Origin of the sequence: Micromonospora sp. S-DT3-3-22, from assembly GCF_015354745.1 — a bacterium.
GTDB classification, from domain to species: Bacteria; Actinomycetota; Actinomycetes; order Mycobacteriales; family Micromonosporaceae; genus Micromonospora; species Micromonospora wenchangensis.
The window spans coordinates 1-20481 of sequence record NZ_JACGMO010000063.1; the positions used below are offsets into that span (position 1 = coordinate 1).

Below are 20481 nucleotides of genomic sequence, written 5' to 3' on the forward strand. Positions count from 1 at the left end.
CGGTGGCCAGGGCGTCCGCGCCCGCGCCGCCGTACTCGACGGGGATGTGCGGGGCGTGGAAATCGGCGGCACGCAGCGCGTCGTACGACGAGGTGGGGAACTCCCCGGTCTCGTCGGCCTCGGCCGCGTACGGGGCCACCTTGGCGGCACAGACCTCGCGGACCGCCTCGCGGACCGCGTCGTGCTCCTCGGGTAGCTGGTACGCCTCGAACACCACAGACCCCCTCGTCAGAACTACCGGCGTCGTAAAATACCATCTGGTCGGTATGTAATGCACCCCTTGAGTTGTCCGGCCCGGAGGTGTTAGATACCCACCAGTCGGAATGTGGGAGGCCGGATGACCCGCGCGGTCCGGGCAGGCATGGACTTCGTCTCCGCGCTCGACCGGGGCAGCCTCGGCGGCCTCGCCCGGTTGTGCGCCGCCGACGCGACCTGGTGGGTGGACACCGGCCCGGACCGTCGCGGCGGCGATCCGGCTCTCGCCCCGCACGGCAGCGGACGCTTCCCCCTGCACGGCCTCATGCGGATGGACGACAAGCTGGCGCTGATGCGCTCCCTCGGACCGCACGCGTTCCCCACCGGCTGCCGACAGATCCCCCGCCGGATCGTCGCCGGGGACGACACCTGCGTCATCGAGGTCGAGGGGTACGGCGTCCACGCCAGCGGACGCGAGTACGCCAACCGCTACGGCTTCGTCGTCGACGTGGACCGGGCGGGCGCGATCGTCGCAGTACGGGAGTACCTCGACACCGCCCACGCGCAGCACGTCGTAGGCGACGACGCCCCCGTACCCCGCAGCAGCCTCGACGACCCCCCGCACCGCGACCCGCCCGACCCGGCCGACGCGCCCCCGGCGCTGGCGACCGCGCTGGCGATGTGGCCGGCCCTCGCCCGGGGCGACCTCGACACGTTCGGCGCGCTCTTCACCGCCGACGCCACCTGGTGGACCGACTCCGGCCGCCGCCGCGACCTCGGCCGGCACCACGGCCGGGGCGACCTCGACGCCAACGGCCCGTTGCACGGCCGGGTCGCGATGAGCGGGAAACTCGCCGCGATGCGGGCCCGGCTGGCCGGCGGGACCTACCGGTCGGCCGGGATCGCGGTGACCGCCGACCGGTGGATCGTCGACGACACCCTGGTCGCCGTCGAGGCCCACGGACACGCCGTCCTCGGCGACGACGCCCGCTACCAGAACCGCTACCTCTGGATCGTCGACGTCCAGCCCGGCGGCATCGCCGCAGTCCGCGAGTACTGCGACACCCTGCACGTCACCGACCTGCTGGGCGTCGCCCCGGAGGTCGACCGATGACCCTGCCGTTCACCGACCTCAACCACGTGCTGACCACCACCCGGTCGGTCCGGCTGCGCCTCGACTACGACCGCCCCGTCCCGCTCGACCTCGTCGGCGAGTGCCTCCAACTCGCCGTCCAGGCACCCACCGGCGGCGGCGCCGAGGACTGGCGCTGGCTCGTCGTCGGCGACCCGGCGCTCAAGGCCGAACTGGCGACGCTCTACCACGCCGCCTACCGCACCCACGTGCACGAGCCGCTGCACAGCGCGGCGGGCACCGGCAACGACCTGGTCCGGGGCCGCCTCGGCGGCGTCGACGCGGACGGCAAGGTCAGCGCCCGCACCGCCCGCATCCTCGCCGGGGCCGAACACCTCGCGCAGCACATCGGACGGGCCCCGTACCTGGTCATCCCGTGCGCGACCCGACCCGACCCGGCCACCGGCGGCCCCGGCACCAACTCCGCCCTCTACGGGTCGCTCTATCCGGCGATCTGGCAGTTCAACCTGGCGCTGCGGGCGCGCGGCCTCGGCACCGTCATCACCACCCTGCACCTGCACCACGCCGCCGCCGTCGCCACGCTGCTCGGCATCCCCGACGACGCGGTACAGATCACCATGCTGCCGGTCGCCTACACGGTCGGCACCGACTTCAGGGTCGCGGCCCGCCGACCCGTCGACAGCGTCAGCTACCTCGACCGGTGGGGGACGCCGTTGCCCTACCGGGACAAGCCCGTCGACCGACTCACCGGAGAGGACCACCGATGACCGGCGCAGTGATCACCGACATCGACGAGGTGCTGACCACCACCCGTGCGGTGCGCCACCGGCTGGACTTCGACCGGCCCGTCGGCCGCGCCGTCGTCGAGGAGTGCCTGCGCCTCGCGCAGCAGGCGCCGATGGGCTCCAACCTGGAGGACTGGCGGATCGTCGCGGTCGACGACCCGAGGCTCAAACGGGAACTGTCCACCCTGTACACCGAGATCTGGCACGCCACCGTCGCCCGTCCGCTGGCCGACGGCGAGGCGGCCACCACCACCCGGCTGTCGCCCGGCGTGCGGGCCGACCCGCAGGCCCAGGCCCGGCAGCAGCGGGTCCTCGCCGCCGTCAAGCACCTCGTCGACCACCTGGCGCAGGTGCCCGTCCTGGTCGTGCTGTGCAGCACCAAACCGGTCCCCGAACGGCCCGTCGGCGGCACCGCGTCCGGCTACTACGGGTCGATCTTCCCGTTCGCCTGGTCGTTCCAGCTCGCCCTGCGCTCGCGCGGCCTCGGCTCGGTGCTGGCCACCGCCCTGGCCCACCGGGCCACCCGGGTACGCGAGGTGCTCGGCCTGCCCGCCGACTGGCGACCGGTGACCCTCGTCCCGGTCGCCTACACCCGGGGCCTGGACTTCCGCCCCGCCGCCCGCGCCGACCTCGCCGACGTGGCGTTCTGGAACGGGCCCACCGAGCCGGCCGGATCGGCGACCCGGTGAGAGCCGCCCACGTCCGCACCCCGAGCGCCGACGACCCGGTCGGCGCGCTGCTCGTCGGCGACGTCGCCGCCCCGCAGACACCACCGGGCTGGGTGGAGGTCGACGTCCGGGCCGGCGCGCTGAACATGCACGACCTGTGGACGCTGCGCGGCGTCGGCACCACCCGGCACGACGGGCCCCGGGTCATCGGCAGCGACGCGGCAGGCGTCGCCGCAGGCCGCGAGGTGATCGTCTACCCGGTGCTGCCCACCGCGCCGGACGGCCGGACCGTGCCGCACGCGACCCTGCTGCCCGACGTCGGCCACGGCGTGCTCGCCGAGCGGACCGTCGTCCCGGCGGCGCACCTCGTCGCCAAGCCCGCCGGGTTGAGCTGGGCCGAGGCCGCCAGCCTCCCGACCGCCTGGCTCACCGCGTACCGGATGCTGTTCACCCGGGCGGCGGTCGGCCCCGGACGGACGGTGCTGGTGCAGGGCGCGGGCGGCGGGGTGGCGACCGCCGCGATCAGCCTCGCCGTGGCCGCCGGCGCGACCGTCATGGTCACCTCCCGCTCGGCGGCCAAACGGGAACGGGCGCTCGCCCTCGGCGCGGCCGTCGCCCTGGACAGCGGCGCGCGGACCCCGGAGCTGGCCGACATCGTGGTGGAGACCGTCGGCGCGGCCACCTTCGCCCACTCGACCCGCTGCACCCGGGCCGGCGGCACCATCGTGGTGTGCGGCGGCACCAGCGGCTTCACCGCCGAGCTGGACCTGCCACGGCTGTTCGCCCGGGAGATCAGCGTGCACGGCGCGACCATGGGCACCCTCGACGAGTTCGTGGCGCTGGTCGGGTTCGTCGACACCCACCGCATTCGACCCGTCGTCGACAGCGTCGTCGACCTCGCCGACATCCGGACCCAGGCCGGCCGGATGCTGGCCGGCACCGCGTTCGGCAAGCTCTGCGTGAGCCTGACGTGACCTCCGTGGTGCTGACCCGGCGCGGGGCCGCCCTCTGGGCGCGGATCGACCGGCCCGGCGTCGGCAACGCCTGCGACGGCACGGTGCTGGCCGGTCTCGAACGGTGGCTCGCCGCCGCGACCGACCCGGGCGTACGGGTGCTCGTGCTCACCGGCACCGGCCGCAGCTTCTGCGCCGGGGCCGACCTCGCCGAGGCCACCGCCCTGCTCGGCGACCTGCCCGCGCTGCTGGCCCACCTCGACCGGGGCCGCCGCCTGGTACGCGCCATCCGGGCGGCCCCGGTGCCCACCGTCGCCGCGGTCAACGGGGCGGCTTTCGGCGGCGGCCTCGAACTGCTGCTCGCCTGCGACATCGCGGTCGCCGCCGACAGCGCCCGGATCGGCGACCGGCACCTCGCCGTCGGTCAGGTCCCCGGGTGGGGGTCCAGCGTGCTGCTGCCCCTCGCCGTCGGCCCGGCGCTCGCCCGACGCCTGCTGCTCACCGGGGAGACCTGGTCGGCCGAGGAGTCCGCACACCGGGGACTGGTCAGCGCCGCCGTCGCCGACGACCGGCTCGTCGGGCACGTCGACGCGCTGGCCGGGGCGGTCGCGGCCCTCGACCCGGCGGCGGTCCGCCGGATGCTCACCGTCGCCCGCCCGCCGGTAGCCGACGCGGACTGGGACCGGGAGTGGGAGACCCTCACCGCGCACGTCACGGCCCAGGCGACGGCCCGTGCCGGATCGACCTCCCCGCCCGACCGCCACACCCCCGGGTCACCGACCCGACCCGACACCCTGGACCGACCACCCGGAACGGAGCACCCCCGATGCGCACCATGAGACGGACCACCGTCGACACCCCGACCGACCTGCTGGGGCTGGTCGGCACGGAGCTGGGCGTCAGCGCGTCGCAGGTGGTGACCCAGCGGCAGGTCGACCAGTTCGCCGACGTCACCGGGGACCACCAGTGGATCCACGTCGACGTCGAACGGGCCCGGTCCGGGCCGTTCGGTGGCACCGTCGTGCACGGGTTCCTGACCCTGGCCCTCGTCCCCCGGCTGCTCGCCGACATCCTGGAGGTGCGGACCTTCTCGATGGGGGTCAACTACGGCCTCGACCGGGTCCGGTTCGTCCGGCCGCTGCCGCCGGGGGTCGAGATCCAGGGCACCGCGACGCTCGTCGCGGCCACCGCGATCACCGCGCCCGGCCCGGAGGCCACCCCCGGGGTGCAGGCCAAGGCGTCGGTGGCGGTGGAGTTCGCCGACACGTCGCAGCCCTGCTGCGTGGCGGAGATCCTGTTCCGCTACTACGCCTGAGCGGGGCACGGTCCCGGCGTCGGCCGGGACCCGGCCGACGCCGGGCCGGCGGTCATCCGGCCCGGCGTCCGGCGGTCACTCGGTCGTCCGGGACGGTGCGACGAACCGGCCCCGGTAGAACGACAACGCCGGCACGTCGGTCGGCTTCAGGCGGACCTGGTCGACGTCGATCAGGACGATCACGTGGTCGCCACTGGTGATCACCTCGTCGCGTCGTCCGGCCAGGATCGCCGGGGTGTCGGGCAGCAGCGGGACGCCGTCGGGGCCGGGCACCCAGGACACCCCGTCGAGCCGTTGCTCCCCGGACAGCCCGGAGGTGGCGAACCGCCGGGCCACGTCCTCCTGGTCCTGGCTGAGGATGTGGACGGCGATCCGGTCGGCGGCCATCAGCACCGGGAAGCTCGACGAGAAGCTGGTGACGCAGAACAGCACCTTCGCCGGTTGCAGCGAGACCGAGGTGAACGAGTTCACGGTCAGCGCGGCGACGGCGCCTGCGGCGGTCACCGCGGTCACCGCGGTCACGCCGGTGGGGAAGTGCCCGCACACCTGGCGGAACTCGGCGGAGTCGAACAGGGGCTCGGCCATCATCGGTTCACCGCCGGGTCGCAGGAGTCGTGGTCGGGACGCAGCCCGGTGTCGAGCTGGATCAGGCACAGGGTGTGCCCACCCGGGTCCTTCACCAGGTGCAGCCGCCCGTGCGGGGTGTCGACCGGCCCGACGGTGGGCTTGCCGCCCAGGGCGGTCACCCGGGCCAGCGTGTCGTCGAGGGAGGCGACGGCGAAGTAGGTGACCCACGTCGACGGGATGGGGTTCGGCCAGGCGTTGTCGAGTTCGAGGACCCCGGCGACCGGCACGTCCCCGAGCATCAGCACGGTGTAGGGCCGGGCCGTCGGCGAGTCGTCGCGCTGCTGGGTGGTGTAGCCGAACAGCGTGCGGTAGTAGGCCACCGCCTCGGCCGGCTCACCGGTGTCCAGCTCGTTCCAGCACAGCGCCCCGACCGAGTTGACCGCCTGGACGCCGACGCGCGACTCACCCTGGTAGAGGCCGAAGGCCGCACCGAACGGGTCGATCACCGCCGCGCCGGTGCCCGCCGCCGGCAGGTAGCGCGGCGGCGCGACCAACTCGCCGCCGAGCGCCACCGCCTGCCGGGCGGACGCGGCGATGTCGTCGACGGCGAAGTAGGTGAGCCAGCCCCGGGGGCGGTCGCCGTGCAGGGCGGCGGCGTCGGAGATCCCGGCGACGTCCCGCCCGTCGATGCTGCACATCCGGTAGGTGGTGCCGCCGAGGCGTTCGGCGCGGACCGTCCAGCCGAGCAGTGCGGCGTAGAAGGTCTCGGCCTGCGCCGGGTCGGGAGTGCACAGCTCCACCCAGACCGCCTCGCCGGGCTGGAATCGTGGTCTCATCCGGTTGCCCCCCTGGTGGCCTGGCCCGCGACGATCGTGCGGGCCGAGATGTCGTACGCCTGGTCGGCGGTCCCGGTGGCCAGGCTCGACTCGACGACCCCGACCACCGCCCGCAGGGTCGCCCCCGGCACGGCCAGCAGGGCGTCGACGAGCTCGTCGACCGCCCCGTCCACCGCGTCGTCGGCGACCACCCGGGCCACCAGGCCCCAGTCGCGCAGTTGCCCGGCGGTCGCCTCCGCCACGCCGGTCAGCAGGTGGTAGGCGTGCGGCCGGGGCACCGACCGGGCGATGGTGTGGCCGACCCCGGCGGGGGCGAAGCCGTAGCGTGCCTCCGGCAGGGACAGCCGGGCGTCGGCGGCGGCGACCGGCAGGTGTACGGCGCTGAGCAGGCCGACGCCGAACCCGATGATCCGCCCCCGGACGGCGGCGACGACGGGCACCGGGAGCCGGCGGATGCGCTGCAACGCGGTGTCGCTGGCGCGCAGGTCGGCGGCGACCTCCTCCCGGGTGGCCCCGGCCAGCGCGGCGAAGGAGGAGGTGTCCCAGCCGGCGCAGAAGTGCCGCCCGGCCATGTCCAGGCGGATGACCGCGCAGTTCCCGTCGTCGGCGGCGGTCTCCAGGGTGTCGACGAGCCGGTGCAGCGTCGTGGTGTCGAAACAGTTGCCGCGCGCCGCGTTGTCGTAGCGGACCCGGGCGAGGCGGCCGTCGTGCCCATGGGTGAGGGTGATGGTCACCGCGGTATCATACAAACCGGTCGGTATGAACACAACGGCGCTGGCCGGCGGGCCTTTGTCACGCGAATGTCACGAGCGAGATACCCGGTCGACCCGTTGACTTGATACCGGCTGGTCGGTACTTTGTGGCGAACGTCACCGCCGCCTCACGCGGAGACATGACGGGTCCATCGCAGTGAAGGACACCCATGATGATCATGAAATCCCTGCGCTCCCGGCGCTTCCTGGCATTGGCCGCCGCGCTGACCGTCGCGAGCGCCGGCCTCACCGGGTGCGGCGGCTCCGACTCCGACAACTCCGGCGCGTCGGGCAACGCCCCGATCCGGGCGCTGCTCGCCGCCCAACCGGCGACCCTCGACCCGATCGTCGGCGCGCGCTCCGCCCAGATCGTCTGGGCGACGATGCTCGAACCCCTGATCAACACCGGTAGCGACCTCGCGCCGACCGACACCGGCCTGGTCACGAGCTGGACCCGTACCGACGCCACGACCTGGACGTTCAAGGTCCGGCCCGACATCAGCTTCAGCAACGGCGAGAAGGCCGACGCGGCGGCGGTGGCCAACACCATCACGCTCACCCGCGACAGCGCGGCCTCGCAGCTCAAGTCGTACTTCGGCAACGTCACCGCGATCGAGGCGCCCGACGCCACCACCGTCGTGGTCAAGACCAAGACCCCGCAGTACGACATCCCCGACCTGCTCACCACCGTCTACCTGGTGCCGCCGAAGTACTACCAGGAGAAGGGCTCGGAGGGCTTCGCCGCCGCACCCGTCGGCACCGGCCCGTACGTCTGGTCGGGCGCGAACGCCGGCCGCGACATCTCGGTCAAGCGCAACCCCGACTACTGGGGCACCAAGGCGACCAACGAGGGCGTCACCTTCACCTGGGCCAACGAGGCCGCCCAGCGGCTCGCGCTGATCCAGAGCAAGAGCGTGGACGTCTCCTTCGACCTGCCGCCGGCCCAGGCCAGCGCCGCCAAGGCCGCCGGGGTCGAGGTGGTCAGCACCGAGACCGCCATGAAGATCATCGCCTTCCTCGACTCCACGAAGGCACCGTTCGACGACCCGAAGCTGCGCGAGGCGGCGGCCCTGGCCATCGACCGCGACGCCATCGTCAAGGGCATCTTCGACGGGCAGGCGGTGGCCGACGCCGGCCTGCTCAACGTCAAGCCCGGCCAGCAGCCGACGCAGAGCGTGACCGCCGACGCCGCCAAGGCCAAGGAACTCCTCGGCGGGGCGAGCCCGACCGTGCAGATCACCTACCCGGCAGCCCAGTACACCAACATCGAAGAGGTGTCCCAGGCCGTCGGGGGCAGCCTGGAGAAGGCCGGCTTCAAGGTCAGCTACGTGCCGCTGGACTACGGCACGCTGGTCAAGCGGATCATCGGCCGTCAGGTGCCCGGCATCTCGATCTTCGCCGGGGTGCCGAACGTCGCCGTGCCGGACTACTTCGTCAGCGGCTTCATGAAGACCAAGTCGATCACCGGCAACTGCCCCGACCCGCAGATCGACACCCTGGCCCAGCAGGCGCTGGAACAGAACGACGCCCAGCAGGCCGCCCCGATCTACGAGCAGCTCAACACGATCGGCGTGGTCCAGAAGCACTGCTACGTGCCGCTGTACCGGCAGGTGTTCAACTACGCGACCGGCCCCGGCGTCTCCGGTGTGGTGTTCGGCCCGCTGAACACCGTGGACTTCACGAAGACGACCCGCTGACGATGTCCGAGGTAGCGGAGACGGGGGTGCCGGACGACCTCGCCCGGCACCCCCGCACCCCGGAATCGGACCTCCCCGTGCTGGAGGTCGACGACCTCGTCGTCGAGCACCGCGACGGCGGCACCGGCACGATCTTCCGCGCGGTCGACCAGGTGTCGCTGCGCATCGCGGCCGGCGAGAGCGTCGCCGTCGTCGGCGAGTCCGGCTCCGGCAAGACCACCCTCGCGATGGCGGCCACCGGGCTGGGCCCGCGCGGCCGGGGCGACATCCGGCTGCTCGGCCACTCGCTCTCGGCGGTCAGCCGTGCCCAACTGCGTCGGCTGCGCCCTGAGGTGCAGGTGGTCTTCCAGGACCCGCACGGCTCGCTCGACCCCCGCCAGTCGGTCCGCTCCGGGCTGCGGGAACTGCGGGCGCTGCAACCCGAACGGACCTCCTGGATCGACGACGCCGACCTGCTCGGCCGGGTCCGGCTCGCCCCGGACCTGCTCGACCGCTACCCCCACCAGCTCTCCGGGGGACAGGCGCAGCGGGTCTGCATCGCCCGCGCGCTGCTCATGCGGCCCCGCCTCATCGTCGCCGACGAACCGACCTCCGGCCTCGACGTCTCCGTGCAGGCCGACGTGCTGGCCCTGCTGCGGCAGATCCGGGCCACCACCGGCGCGGCGCTGCTGATGATCAGTCACGACCTGGCCGTGGTCCGCTCGCTCTGCGACGTCGTGCACGTGATGTACCGGGGCCGGGTCGTCGAGGCGGGACCCTGCGACCGGGTCTTCGGCACCCCCGAGAACGACTACACCCGCGAACTGCTCGCCGCGATGCCCGGCGCGCGCTGGAGGTCCCGCCGATGAAGGCCAGCACCGTACGCCGCGTCGGCGGCCGGCTCGCGTCGCTGTTCGCCTCGCTGCTCATCGCGCTCAGCCTGGCGTTCCTGCTCGGCCGGCTCTCCGGCGACCCGACCGCCACCATCCTCGGCCCGATGGCCCCGCCCGAACAACGCGAGGCGCTGCGCCACCAGCTCGGCCTGGACCTGCCCGTCGTCGTGCAGTACCTCGACTACCTCAAGGGCGTCTTCACCGGCGACCTCGGCCAGTCGTTGCAGTTCTACCAGTCCAACACCTCGATGATCGCCGACCGGTTGCCGTACACGTTGCAGCTGGTCGGCGCGGGCATGGCCCTCGCCCTGCTGGTCGGCGTGCCGCTCGGGGTGCTCGCGGCGACCCGGGAGGGCACCTGGTGGGACCGGGGGGCCTCCACCCTCGCCCTGCTCGGCCAGTCTGTGCCGGTCTTCTGGTTCGGCATGATGCTGGTGGTGCTGTTCGCCGTCAAACTCGGCTGGCTGCCCGCCGGCCAGTCCGGCAGCCCGAAACACCTGATCCTGCCCGCGCTGACCATGTCGGTCTACCCGATGGCGCACATCGCCCGGCTCACCCGGGCGTCGATGAGCGACGCGCTGGCCGAGCCGTACATCGACTCCGCCCGCGCCCGGGGCATCAGCACCCGCCGGGTGGTGTGGCGGCACGCCTTCACCAACGCGATGATGCCGATCCTCACCATCGTCGTGCTCCAGACCGGCATCCTGCTCTCCGGCGCGGTCGCCGTCGAGTACGTCTACTCCTGGCCGGGCCTCGGCCAGCTCGCGTTGCAGGCCATCCAGTTCCGCGACTTCCCGCTGGTGCAGGCGATCGTGGTGTTCGGCGCGTTGGTGTTCGTGCTGCTGAACCTGCTCGTCGACGTCCTGCACTCGATCGTCGACCCGAGGGTGCGGTGAGCATGAGCCAACTCGAACTCGACCCGGTCACCGCCCCGGTGCCGCCACCGCGCCGGGCCGGCCGACGTGGTCGCACCTCGGTGTTCTGGCTGGCCCTGCCGCTGGCGGTGGCCGCCGTCGCGGTGTTCGTGCTGCCGCTGACCGGCCTGCTGCCCGACGGCGGCCAGAACCTCGACGCGACCCGCCGGCCGCCCGCGTTCCTGGCCGGCGGCAGCTGGGCCCACCCCCTCGGCACCGACAAGCTCGGCCAGGACCTGCTCACCCAGTTCGTCTCCGCCGGCCGGCTGACCATCGTGATCGGCCTGGTCGGCGCGCTCGTCGCGATCGGCCCCGGCACGCTGCTCGGCCTGCTGGCCGGCTACTTCCGGGGCTGGGTCGACCGGGTCATCTCGATCCTCATCGACGCCCAACTCGCCCTGCCGTTCATCCTGGTCGCCCTCGCCATCATCGCCAACCGGGGCAGCTCCCTGCCGGTGCTGTTCCTGGTGCTGGCGCTCACCGGCTGGGCGGTGTGCGCCCGGGTCACCCGCGCGGCGACCCTGGCCATCCGGGAACGCCAGTTCGTCGTCGGCCTGCGCGCCGCCGGCGCGTCCGAGCCCCGGATCGTCTTCCGGCACATCCTGCCCAACCTCGCCGGCACCATCGTCGCGCTCGGCACCCTCCAGGTCGGCACCGCGATCCTCGTCGAGAGCGCGCTGAGCTTCCTCGGCCTGGGCGTGGTGCCGCCGATGAACAGCTGGGGCTCGATGCTCGCCTCCGGCCAGGACGAGCTGAGCCAGGCCTGGTGGATCGCCTTCTTCCCCGGCCTCGCCATCACCGTGCTGGTGCTGCTGGTGAACCTGCTCGGCGACGCGCTGCTCACCCACCACGACCCACGGAAGAGGCGGCGATGAGCACACTGCTGAAGCTCTCCGGGCTGTCCATCACCGCCCGGCTCGCCGACGGCGAGCTGACCCTGCTCGACGACGTCGACCTGGAGATCCGCCGGGGCCAGATCGTCGGCGTCGTCGGCGAGTCCGGCAGCGGCAAGACCACCCTGGCCCGCGCCGTCGTCGGGCTGCTCGACCGCAACGTCCGGGTCGACCGGGGCGCCATCGCGGTCGCCGACGAGCAGGTGGTGGCCCCCGGCGTCGACCGCACCGCGCGGGTCCGGGGCAGCGCCGTCGGCATGGTCTTCCAGGACGCGTCGCGGTCGCTGAACCCGCTGCTGAAGGTCCGCACCCAGCTCGCCGAGGTGCTCCGCCGGCACGTCCGGGACATCAGCCGCGCCGAGGTGGAACGCCGCTCGGTGGAGGTGCTGGCCCAGATGCGGATCGACGACCCCGGCCGGGTGCTGGCCAGCTACCCGCACCAGCTCTCCGGCGGCCTGCGGCAGCGGGTCGCCATCGGGCTCGCCGTCGTCACCCGCCCCGCGCTGGTGATCGCCGACGAGTGCACCACCGCCCTGGACGTCACCACCCAGACCAAGGTCGTCGACCTGTTCCGCACCCTCGTCGACGAACTCGGCATCGGCCTGCTCTTCGTCACCCACGACCTGATGCTCGCCAGCGACCTGTGCGACCGGATCGCGGTGATGAGCGGCGGGCGGGTCGTCGAACAGGGCGACGCCCTGACCGTGCTGGACCGACCGCAGCAGGAGTACACCCGACGCCTGCTCGCCGCCATCCCCTCGTGGAGCTGAAGGAGAACCCGCGACCCATGCCCGAACAACCCGGCATCGACGCCTACGCGGCCTACCTCCCTGCGTACGTGCTCGACGACAACCGGCTCGACCCGACCGGCCCGGCCCGCACCGGCGGCCCCACCCGGAGCGTCGCCGGCTACGACGAGGACGCCGTCACCATGGCCGTCGAGGCGCTGCGGCACGTCCCCGCCGACACCCCGGCCGGGCGGCACCTGCTGCTGGCCACCACCAGCGCACCGTACGAGACGAAGACCTCCGCCGGGGTGGCGCACGAGGCGCTGGGCCTCGACCCCGGGGTCACCGCCCTCGACCTGCGCGGCCACCGGGCCGGCGCGTCCGCCCTCGACCTGGTCCTGCGGGGTGTCGCCACGGCGGCCCTGGCCGACGTGCGCACCACCCGGCCCGGCGCCCCCGACGAACTGGCCCAGGGCGACGCCGCCGCGGCGTTCGTCAGCGGTGGGCGGGCCGCCGTGCTCCTCGCCCGCGCCGGCCACACCAGCGAGGTGCTCGACCGCTGGCGGCTGCCCGGCGAACGGCACGACCGGGTCTGGGACGAACGGTTCACCGCCGAGATCCTCGTCGCCGCCGGCCTCGACACCGCCCGCCGGGCCCTCGCCGGGGCGTCCCTCGACACCGTCGACCAGGTGGTCGTGTCGTCGTCGAACCCGCGCGCCGCGGCGGCGCTGCGCAAGGCGCTCGGTGGCGCGGGACGGGACGCGACTGTCGAACGGGCCACCGGCTTCACCGGCGTCGCCCACCCCGGACTGCTGCTCGCCGCCGCCCTCGACGAGGCGGAACCCGGACAGACCATCCTGCTGCTGTCGGCCACCGAGGGCGCCGACGCGTTCGTGCTGCGGGTCGGCGACGGGGTCCGCGCCGCCCGGGGCGGGCCGTCGGTCCGCGCCCAGCTCGCCGCCCGGCAGCGCCTCGGCTACGGCCGCTACCTGCGCTGGCGCGGGCTGCTCGACGTGCAGGGCCCGGCCCGGCCGGCCGCCCCCGCCCCGGCCGCCCCACCCATGCACCGCCGGGCCGGCTGGAAGTACCGGCTGGAGGGCAGCCGCTGCGACGCCTGCGGCCGGGTCACCACACCCCCCGGCCGGGTCTGCGCCTCCTGCGGCACCGCCGGGGCGGGCACCGCCACGGTGTCGCTGCGCGACCGCACCGCCCGGGTGGTCTCGGTGACCCGCGACCACCTGACCACCATGCCGGAACCCGAGGTCGCGATCGTCGTCGCCGACGTCGACGGCGGCGGCCGGCTCAGCACGTACGTCACCGACGTGGCACCCGGTGACGTGGCGGTGGGCATGCCGGTGACCGCCGTGTTCCGCCGGCTCTGGACCACCGACTCGATCCACAACTACTTCTGGAAGCTCCGCCCGGCACCCGCGGACGCCCCGCCAGGGAAGGACACCGCCGATGGCCAGTAGGCGCACCACCCACGACGTCGCGATCGTCGCGATGGGCTGTACCCCCTTCCGGGACCACTGGAACTCCTCCGCCGACGACCTGCTCGTCGACGCCGTGCAGGAGTGCGTCGGGTCGCTGCCCGACGTCACCCTCGACGACGTCGACGCGTTCTGGGTCGGCACCCAGGGCTCGGGGCTGTCCGGGCAGACCCTGGCCCGCCCGCTGCGGCTGGCCGGTAAGCCGGTCACCCGGGTCGAGAACTACTGCGCCACCGGCTCGGAGGCGTTCCGCAACGCCGCCTTCGCCGTCGCCTCCGGCGCGTACGACATGGTCATGGCGACCGGGGTGGAGAAGCTCAAGGACTCCTCGTACTCCGGGCTGTCGGCGGTCTTCCCACCCGCCGACGGCACCGACGTCGACTGGACCGCCCCGGCCGGGTTCTCCCTGCTCGCCCCCGCCTACCAGGCGGCGCACGGGATCGACGAGCGGGAGATGCGCGCGGCGATGACCCGGGTCGCGGTGAAGAACCACGCCAACGGGGCCCGCAACGACCGCGCCCAGTTCCGCCGGGCGGTCACCGCCGAGACGGTGGAGCGGTCCCCGCGCATCGCCGGGCAGCTGGGCGTCATGGACTGCTCCGGCGTCTCCGACGGCGCGGCGGCGGCGATCCTGGTCCGCGCCGAGGACGCCCACCGGTACACCGACAAACCGGTCTACCTGCGCGGGATGAGCTTCGTCGCCGGGTCCGGGGCCGGCCTGGCCGCCGACGGCTACGACTTCACCACCTTCCCCGAGGTGGTCACCGCCGCCCGCGAGGCGTACGAGCAGGCCGGCGTGACCGACCCGGCGGCGCAGATCTCGCTGGCCGAGGTGCACGACTGTTTCACCCCGACGGAGGTGGTGCTGATGGAGGACCTCGGTTTCTCCGCCCGCGGCAAGGCGTGGCGGGACATCCTCGACGGCCGCTACGACCTCGACGGGGCGTTGCCGGTCAACACCGACGGCGGGCTCAAGTCGTTCGGCCACCCGATCGGCGCGACCGGACTGCGGATGATGTTCGAGTGCTTCACCCAGCTGCGCGGGGAGGCCGGTCCCCGACAGGTGCCCGACGCGCGGCTGGCGGTGGCCCAGAACCTCGGCGGGCAGCCGGGCTCCTGCGTCGCGTTCGTGGCGGTCCTGGGGAACGAGCGATGAGCGCCCGGGTCACCCTCGACGGCCGGGTCGTCGTCGTCACCGGCGCGGGCAACGGCATCGGCCGGGCGCACGCGCTGACCCTCGCCGCACGCGGCGCGTCGGTGGTCGTCAACGACCTCGGCGGGACGGTCGACGGCTCCGGTTCCTCCGGCGCGGCGCAACAGGTCGTCGCCGAGATCCGCGCGGCCGGCGGCACCGCCGTCGCCTCCACCGACTCGGTGGCCACCGCCGCCGGGGGCGCGGACCTGGTCGGCCGGGCGATCGACACGTACGGGCGGCTCGACGCGGTCATCCACAACGCCGGCATCCTGCGGGACCGGACGCTGGCCAAGATGTCCGACGAGGACGTCCGCGCGGTGCTCGACGTGCACCTGGCCGGGGCGTTCCACGTGCTGCGGCCGGCCTGGCCGCACCTGGTCGCCCAGGGCTACGGCCGGATCGTGCTGACCAGCTCGTCGTCCGGGCTGTTCGGCAACTTCGGCCAGGCCAACTACGGCGCGGCCAAGACCGGCCTGATCGGGCTGATGAACGTGCTCGCGCTGGAGGGGGCCCGCCGGGGCATCCTGGTCAACGCGATCGCGCCCACCGCCGCGACCCGGATGACCGAGAACCTGCTCGGTGAGCTGACCGACCGGTTCGACCCGCAGCACGTGGCGGCGGTGGCGACCTTCCTCGCCTCCGAGCAGTGCCAGCTCAACCGGCACATCCTCACCGTCGGCGGCGGCCGGGTGGGGCGGATCTTCCTGGGCGTCACCCCCGGCTGGTACGGCGGACCCACGCCGGCCTCGCCCGACGACATCCTCGGCGCGGTGGACGACATCTGCCGGCTCGACGACTTCATCGTGCCCGACAGCGGCGCGGACGAGGTCACCCTGATCCAACGGGTCCTCGGCGGGCCGGCCGGACCGTCCGCCTGATCCGGCGCGAACCAACAGGAAGGCAGGCATCATGCCGGTCAGCGAAGTGCACCACGTGGCGATGACCGTCTCGGACGTCGACCGCGCCGCGGACTTCTACGAGCGGGCCCTGGGCTACCGCCGGACGCTGCGCACCGAGGTCGGCGGGCCGGGGATCGAGGTGTCGCTGGGGCTGCCCGCCGGCACCACCGGCCGGGTCCAGTACCTCCAGGGCCCCAGCCGGGTCGGCCAGCTCGAACTCATCGAGTGGAACGGCGTGAAGACCCGTACGGCCACCGCCGGCCACCTGGAGCTGGGCACCTTCCTGCTCAGCTTCGAGGTGCCGCTGGACGAACTGGACGAGCTGCACCGGCGGCTCACCGACCTGGGGGCGGAGTGTCTGTCCGCGCCGAACCGGGTGCTGCTGGACAACTACGGGTACATCACCGCGTTCGCCGCCCGGGATCTCGACGGCAACCTGCTGGAGTTCGTGTCGTTGCCGTCCCGGGAGGAGATCCTGGCCCGGCGGCGGGGTGACGGCGACTGATGGGCGGCAGCAACTTCACCGAGACGCTGCGCCGGCAGGCGTTGCGCCGCGCCGACGCCGAGGCCCTGGTCGACGGGGCCGCCCGCTGGACGTACGCGGAACTGGACGCCGACGTGGACCGGCACGCCGCGGCCCTGCGCGACGCCGGCATCGGCGACGGCGACCTGGTCGGGGTGCTCGGGCGTAACACCGCCACCTACGTCATCGAGCTGCTGGCGCTGAGCCGGCTCGGCGCGGTCTCGGTGCCGCTGAACTGGCGGCTGCACGCCAACGAGCAGGCGTACGTCATCGACCAGGCCGGCGTCACCGGCCTGCTCTACGACGACGACTTCGCCGCCGACGCCGCCCGGCTGGCGACCATGACCGGGCTGCGGACGCTGGTCGCCAACGGCGGCACGGTCGTCGGTGACGCGCGGCGGCTGGCCGACCTGCTCGCCGGGCAGCCGCCGGGGGTGCGGGTCGCCGACGCCGACAAGGGCCCCGCCGACGTGCACCGGCTGCTCTACACCTCGGGCACCACGGCCCGCCCCAAGGGGGTGGTGCACACCTGCGGGAACCTCACCGCGAACCACTTCGCGCAGGTTCTCGAACTGGAGTTGACCGACGCCGACCGGATCCTCGTCTCCGCGCCGCTGTTCCACGTCAGCGGGCTGGAGGCGCCGGGCCTGGCGACGTTCGTGGCCGGCGCGACGATGGTGCTCACGCCGACGTTCAAGCCGACCGACATCGCCCGGATCGCCGCCGAGGAGCGGATCACGGGCATGGTGCTGGCCGCCCAGATCCTGTTCGGCCTGCTCGACCTCGACGACCCGCCGGACCTCGGGACGTTGCGCTACCTGCTCTTCGCCGGGGTCGCGCCGAGCGTGCGGCAGGAGGTGAAGCGGCGGCTGCCGCACGTCCGGCTGATCGACACGTTCGGCATGACCGAGCTGTGCAACGGCGTCTGCTACCTCGACGCCGCCCACGAGCAGAGCAAGCTCGGCGCGCTCGGCGCGCCGTTCCCGGGGGTGCAGATCCGGATCGTCGACGAGCACTTCCGGCCGGTCGGCCCGGACGTCGAGGGGGAGATCGTCGTCCGGGGGGAGAAGGTGTCGCCCGGCTACTGGAACGACGACGAGGCCAACCGGCGCAGCCGGCGCGACGGCTGGTTCCGTACCGGCGACGTGGGCCGGATCGACGCCGACGGCTACCTGTGGTTCGTCGACCGCCGGGCCGACCTGATCAAGTCCGGTGGGGAGAACATCGCCAGCGCCGAGATCGAGCGGGTTCTCGCCCAGCACCCCGACGTCGCCGAGGTCGCCGTGATCGGGGTGCCGGACCCGCAGTGGGACGAGGTGCCGAAGGCGTTCGTCATCCTCCGCGACGGCGCGACCGGCACCGCCGAGGACCTGCGCGCGCACTGCCGGGCCGAACTGGCCCGCTACAAGGTCCCCCGGTACGTGCAGCTCGTGACGTCGTTGCCGCGTAACGACTCCGGCAAGGTGCTGAAGAAGGCCCTGCGCGAGGCGGCGGTGTCCGGGTGAGCACCGCGAACCTCGCCGCCATGCTGGCCGGCAACGCCCGCCGCTTCGCCGACGCCGACGCGCTGGTCTTCGCCGACCGCCGGTGGACCCACCGGCAGCTCGACGACGACGTCAACGCCCTGGCCGCCGGGCTGGCCGCCGACGGGATACGCCGGGACAGCCGGGTGGCGATCGTGGCGGACAACGTCCCCGAGTTCCTCATCCTCTCCCTGGCGCTGGCGAAACTCGGCGCGGTCTTCGTCCCGCTGAACTACCGGTTGACGGCGGGGGAGTTGGCCCGGCTGCTGGCGCACGCGCGGGTCGGGGCGGTCGCCACCGTGCCGGAGTTCGCCGCGCTCACCACCGCCGCCCTCGCCGACCTGCCGCAGGTACGCCGGTTCGCGCTGGAGCCGATCGGCGACGGCTGGACCGACGTGCGGGCGCTGGTCGCGGCGCACCGGGGCGCGCGGGTCACCGACGCCGACCTCGACGACGCGGCTCTGCAACGGATCGTCTACACCTCCGGCACCACCAGCCTGCCCAAGGGGGTGCTGCTCACCCACGGCAACGTGAACCGGAACATGCACGCCCAGATCGTCGAGCTGGGGCTGCGGCCGACCGACCGGATCCTCAACGTCGCGCCGCTCTACCACGTCGGCGGCACCGACCTGCCGGGCTTCGGCATCTGGCACGTCGGGGGCACCATGGTGCTGCACCGCCGGTTCGTGCCGGCGGCCGTGCTGCGGGCGATCGAGACGGAACGGATCACCGGCATGGTGGTGGCGGCGACCATGCTGGACATGGTCCGCCGCGAGCCCACCGCCGTCGGCACCGACCTGTCGTCGGTCCGCTGGCTGATCTTCTCGCAGGTCACCTCGGCGCTGTTCGGGGTGGCCCGGGGGCTGTTCCCGAACGCCCGGCTGATCGAGGGGTACGGCCTGACCGAGACGTGCAGCGGGCTGACCTACCTCGACGCCGCCCACCAGGAGTCCAAGCAGGGGTCGGTGGGGCTGCCGGTGCCGTGGGTCCAGGTCCGGGTGGTCGACCCGGACGGTGCGGACGTGCCGGTGGGCGTGCACGGCGAGGTGGTCGCACGCGGGCCCAAGGTCAGCCCCGGCTACCTCGACGATCCGGCGGCGACCGCCGCCGCGTTCCGGGACGGCTGGTTCCACACCGGCGACATCGGCTGCTTCGACGCCGACGGCTACCTCTACATCCGCGACCGGCTCAAGGACATGATCCGCAGCGGCGGGGAGAACATGTCCAGCGCCGAGATCGAGAACGTGCTGGCCGACCATCCGCTGGTGCTGGCGGCGTCGGTGGTGGCGGCCCCGCACCCGACATGGCAGGAGGTGCCGGCCGCGTTCGTGGTCGCCCGGCCCGGGTTGACGCCCGAGGCGCTGATCGCGCACGCCCGGCAGCGGCTCGGCCGGTTCAAGGTGCCCCGGGAGGTCTACCTGGTGCCGGAGTTCCCCACCAACCCGTCCGGCAAGGTGCTCAAGCGGACCCTGCGGGAGCTGCGCTCGACCCTGCACCCGGACTGGACGTACGACGACGCCCGACGCGACTGAGCCGGCCGCCGTGCCGGTGCGGGCCACCGCGTGCGCGCGCTACCGGCCGGCGGCGTGGCGGAGCAGGGCGAGGGTGTGCACGAGGGCGAACCGCCGGGTGCCCCGGCCCAGCTCGTCCCACGGCTTCTTCCAGGTCATCCGCCGGGCGACGTCCCACGCGGTGTCGCCGTCGCGGGCCAGGCCCCGGACCGTCTCGACCTCGTCGCGGTGGAAGGCCGCGAGGGCCTGCGCGCGGGCGGCGACGTCGCGGTAGGGGAACTGGTGGGCGGGGCAGGCGATGGCGGCCCCGAGGTCGCGGATGCGGGCCAGCGTGCCGAACAGGTCGGCGGCCGGGTCGTCGTCGGGGCGGCTGACGATGGCGAGCTGGGTGGGCCCCTCGGCCATCATCGTGTCGCCGGTGAAGACCAGCCCCCGGGTGTCGGCGTAGACGGTGTGGCCGTAGGTGTGCCCGGGGGCGGGCAGGGCGCGGACGGTCACGTCGCCGAAGCGGAACTCGGTGTCGTGCTCCACGGCCACGTCGAGCCGCAGGTCCTCCCGGTGCACGGCGACGGCGACCGCGTCGGCGTACATGGCGGTGACGACGTCGGGCGGGGCGCCGGTCAGGTCGAGCGCGGTGCGTACCTGCTGGAGGAAGGTGCCGCGCCGGTGGTGCATGGTGGCGAAGTCGTCGGCCGCGCCCATCACCACCCGCGCGCCGGAGGCGGCGCGTACCCGGTCGGCGAAGCCGACGTGGTCGGGGTGGTTGTGGGTGAGCAGAACCGCCGCGATGGTGTCGACCCGCTGGCCGATGGACGCCACCGACCGTTGGAACGACGTCCAGCAGCTCGGGTGGTCGTAGCCGGCGTCGACGAGGACCGGGCCGTCGTCGGTGGTGATCAGGAAGACGGTGATGGACCGCAGGGCGCTGCCGTGCAGGGGGACCGGGATCGCCCAGACACCGTCGACGACCTGCGCGGGGACCGGCACCTGGCGGGCCCGCCAGCTGGCGGCGTGGGCGTCGCTCACGGGTATGGACATCGTCGGGAGGCTCCCTTACTGTGGGACACCAACA

At 73.6% G+C, this 20481-nt stretch carries 22 protein-coding genes; 17 read left to right on the top strand and 5 right to left on the bottom strand.

All coding sequences use genetic code 11. From position 1 onward, the window contains the following. Positions 1-214: acyl-CoA dehydrogenase family protein (locus H1A17_RS18885; protein ID WP_194822510.1), on the bottom strand; the 214-nt coding region annotated here is incomplete at its 3' end. A 123-nt stretch (positions 215-337) separates the two neighbouring features. Here H1A17_RS18885 and H1A17_RS18890 point away from each other — a divergent pair. The 6 genes from H1A17_RS18890 to H1A17_RS18915 are packed head-to-tail and all read left to right on the top strand — an operon-like array spanning position 338 to position 5009. Next, the gene (locus H1A17_RS18890; protein WP_194822511.1) at positions 338-1309 is read left to right on the top strand and encodes a nuclear transport factor 2 family protein; all 972 of its coding nucleotides are present in this window, start codon (positions 338-340) and stop codon (positions 1307-1309) included. Next, entirely contained in the window at positions 1306-2055 is a 750-nt protein-coding gene (locus tag H1A17_RS18895; protein WP_194822512.1) for a nitroreductase family protein, read from the top strand. Before H1A17_RS18890 ends, H1A17_RS18895 begins: the two co-directional genes overlap by 4 nt. Then, entirely contained in the window at positions 2052-2762 is a 711-nt protein-coding gene (locus H1A17_RS18900) for a nitroreductase family protein (RefSeq protein ID WP_194822513.1), read from the top strand. Before H1A17_RS18895 ends, H1A17_RS18900 begins: the two co-directional genes overlap by 4 nt. Further along, complete coding sequence (locus tag H1A17_RS18905; protein ID WP_145920478.1) at positions 2759-3715, top strand: zinc-binding dehydrogenase; 957 nt, start codon at positions 2759-2761, stop codon at positions 3713-3715. The genes H1A17_RS18900 and H1A17_RS18905 overlap by 4 nt, the downstream gene beginning before the upstream one ends. Then, positions 3712-4533: an enoyl-CoA hydratase/isomerase family protein gene (locus H1A17_RS18910; RefSeq protein WP_168222519.1), complete on the top strand. Its 822-nt coding sequence runs from the start codon at positions 3712-3714 to the stop codon at positions 4531-4533. The genes H1A17_RS18905 and H1A17_RS18910 overlap by 4 nt, the downstream gene beginning before the upstream one ends. Then, the gene (locus H1A17_RS18915) at positions 4521-5009 is read left to right on the top strand and encodes a MaoC family dehydratase (RefSeq protein ID WP_145920476.1); all 489 of its coding nucleotides are present in this window, start codon (positions 4521-4523) and stop codon (positions 5007-5009) included. The genes H1A17_RS18910 and H1A17_RS18915 overlap by 13 nt, the downstream gene beginning before the upstream one ends. Positions 5010-5084: 75 nt before the next feature. Here the strand turns inward: H1A17_RS18915 and H1A17_RS18920 are convergent, their stop codons facing one another. Genes H1A17_RS18920 through H1A17_RS18930 form a run of 3 tightly spaced genes read right to left on the bottom strand, consistent with a single transcriptional unit; the run spans position 5085 to position 7146 of the window. Continuing rightward, complete coding sequence (locus H1A17_RS18920; RefSeq protein WP_145920475.1) at positions 5085-5597, bottom strand: flavin reductase family protein; 513 nt, start codon at positions 5595-5597, stop codon at positions 5085-5087. Beyond that, entirely contained in the window at positions 5594-6412 is an 819-nt protein-coding gene (locus H1A17_RS18925) for a VOC family protein (protein WP_145920474.1), read from the bottom strand. The genes H1A17_RS18920 and H1A17_RS18925 overlap by 4 nt, the downstream gene beginning before the upstream one ends. Next, positions 6409-7146, bottom strand: a complete 738-nt coding sequence (locus H1A17_RS18930; RefSeq protein WP_168222518.1) for an enoyl-CoA hydratase/isomerase family protein — start codon at positions 7144-7146, stop codon at positions 6409-6411. The genes H1A17_RS18925 and H1A17_RS18930 overlap by 4 nt, the downstream gene beginning before the upstream one ends. 191 nt (positions 7147-7337) lie before the next feature. Here H1A17_RS18930 and H1A17_RS18935 point away from each other — a divergent pair, with 191 nt between their 5' ends. Genes H1A17_RS18935 through H1A17_RS18985 form a run of 11 tightly spaced genes read left to right on the top strand, consistent with a single transcriptional unit; the run spans position 7338 to position 19430 of the window. Beyond that, positions 7338-8861 carry an ABC transporter substrate-binding protein gene (locus tag H1A17_RS18935; RefSeq protein ID WP_194822514.1) on the top strand — a complete coding sequence of 508 codons (1524 nt, stop codon included), beginning with the start codon at positions 7338-7340 and terminating at the stop codon, positions 8859-8861. A 2-nt stretch (positions 8862-8863) separates the two neighbouring features. Continuing rightward, positions 8864-9709, top strand: a complete 846-nt coding sequence (locus tag H1A17_RS18940; protein WP_194822515.1) for an ABC transporter ATP-binding protein — start codon at positions 8864-8866, stop codon at positions 9707-9709. Then, positions 9706-10629: an ABC transporter permease gene (locus H1A17_RS18945; RefSeq protein WP_145920470.1), complete on the top strand. Its 924-nt coding sequence runs from the start codon at positions 9706-9708 to the stop codon at positions 10627-10629. Before H1A17_RS18940 ends, H1A17_RS18945 begins: the two co-directional genes overlap by 4 nt. Before the next feature lie 2 nt (positions 10630-10631). Next, positions 10632-11522, top strand: a complete 891-nt coding sequence (locus H1A17_RS18950; RefSeq protein ID WP_145920469.1) for an ABC transporter permease — start codon at positions 10632-10634, stop codon at positions 11520-11522. Further along, the gene (locus tag H1A17_RS18955; protein ID WP_145920468.1) at positions 11519-12310 is read left to right on the top strand and encodes an ABC transporter ATP-binding protein; all 792 of its coding nucleotides are present in this window, start codon (positions 11519-11521) and stop codon (positions 12308-12310) included. The genes H1A17_RS18950 and H1A17_RS18955 overlap by 4 nt, the downstream gene beginning before the upstream one ends. Before the next feature lie 17 nt (positions 12311-12327). Then, positions 12328-13740 (top strand): OB-fold domain-containing protein, encoded by a 1413-nt coding sequence (locus tag H1A17_RS18960; RefSeq protein ID WP_194822516.1) that lies wholly within the window; start codon positions 12328-12330, stop codon positions 13738-13740. Next, positions 13730-14914 carry an acetyl-CoA acetyltransferase gene (locus H1A17_RS18965; RefSeq protein ID WP_145920466.1) on the top strand — a complete coding sequence of 395 codons (1185 nt, stop codon included), beginning with the start codon at positions 13730-13732 and terminating at the stop codon, positions 14912-14914. The genes H1A17_RS18960 and H1A17_RS18965 overlap by 11 nt, the downstream gene beginning before the upstream one ends. Further along, positions 14911-15831 (top strand): SDR family NAD(P)-dependent oxidoreductase, encoded by a 921-nt coding sequence (locus H1A17_RS18970; protein WP_145920465.1) that lies wholly within the window; start codon positions 14911-14913, stop codon positions 15829-15831. Before H1A17_RS18965 ends, H1A17_RS18970 begins: the two co-directional genes overlap by 4 nt. Before the next feature lie 31 nt (positions 15832-15862). Continuing rightward, positions 15863-16357: a VOC family protein gene (locus tag H1A17_RS18975; RefSeq protein ID WP_194822517.1), complete on the top strand. Its 495-nt coding sequence runs from the start codon at positions 15863-15865 to the stop codon at positions 16355-16357. Beyond that, positions 16357-17880 (top strand): class I adenylate-forming enzyme family protein, encoded by a 1524-nt coding sequence (locus tag H1A17_RS18980; RefSeq protein ID WP_194822518.1) that lies wholly within the window; start codon positions 16357-16359, stop codon positions 17878-17880. Before H1A17_RS18975 ends, H1A17_RS18980 begins: the two co-directional genes overlap by 1 nt. Further along, positions 17877-19430 carry a class I adenylate-forming enzyme family protein gene (locus tag H1A17_RS18985; RefSeq protein ID WP_194822519.1) on the top strand — a complete coding sequence of 518 codons (1554 nt, stop codon included), beginning with the start codon at positions 17877-17879 and terminating at the stop codon, positions 19428-19430. Before H1A17_RS18980 ends, H1A17_RS18985 begins: the two co-directional genes overlap by 4 nt. 39 nt (positions 19431-19469) lie before the next feature. Here H1A17_RS18985 and H1A17_RS18990 read toward each other — a convergent pair whose 3' ends face one another. After that, positions 19470-20447, bottom strand: coding sequence for an MBL fold metallo-hydrolase (locus H1A17_RS18990; protein ID WP_145920461.1), 978 nt, complete (start codon positions 20445-20447; stop codon positions 19470-19472). Positions 20448-20481 lie beyond the last annotated feature (34 nt).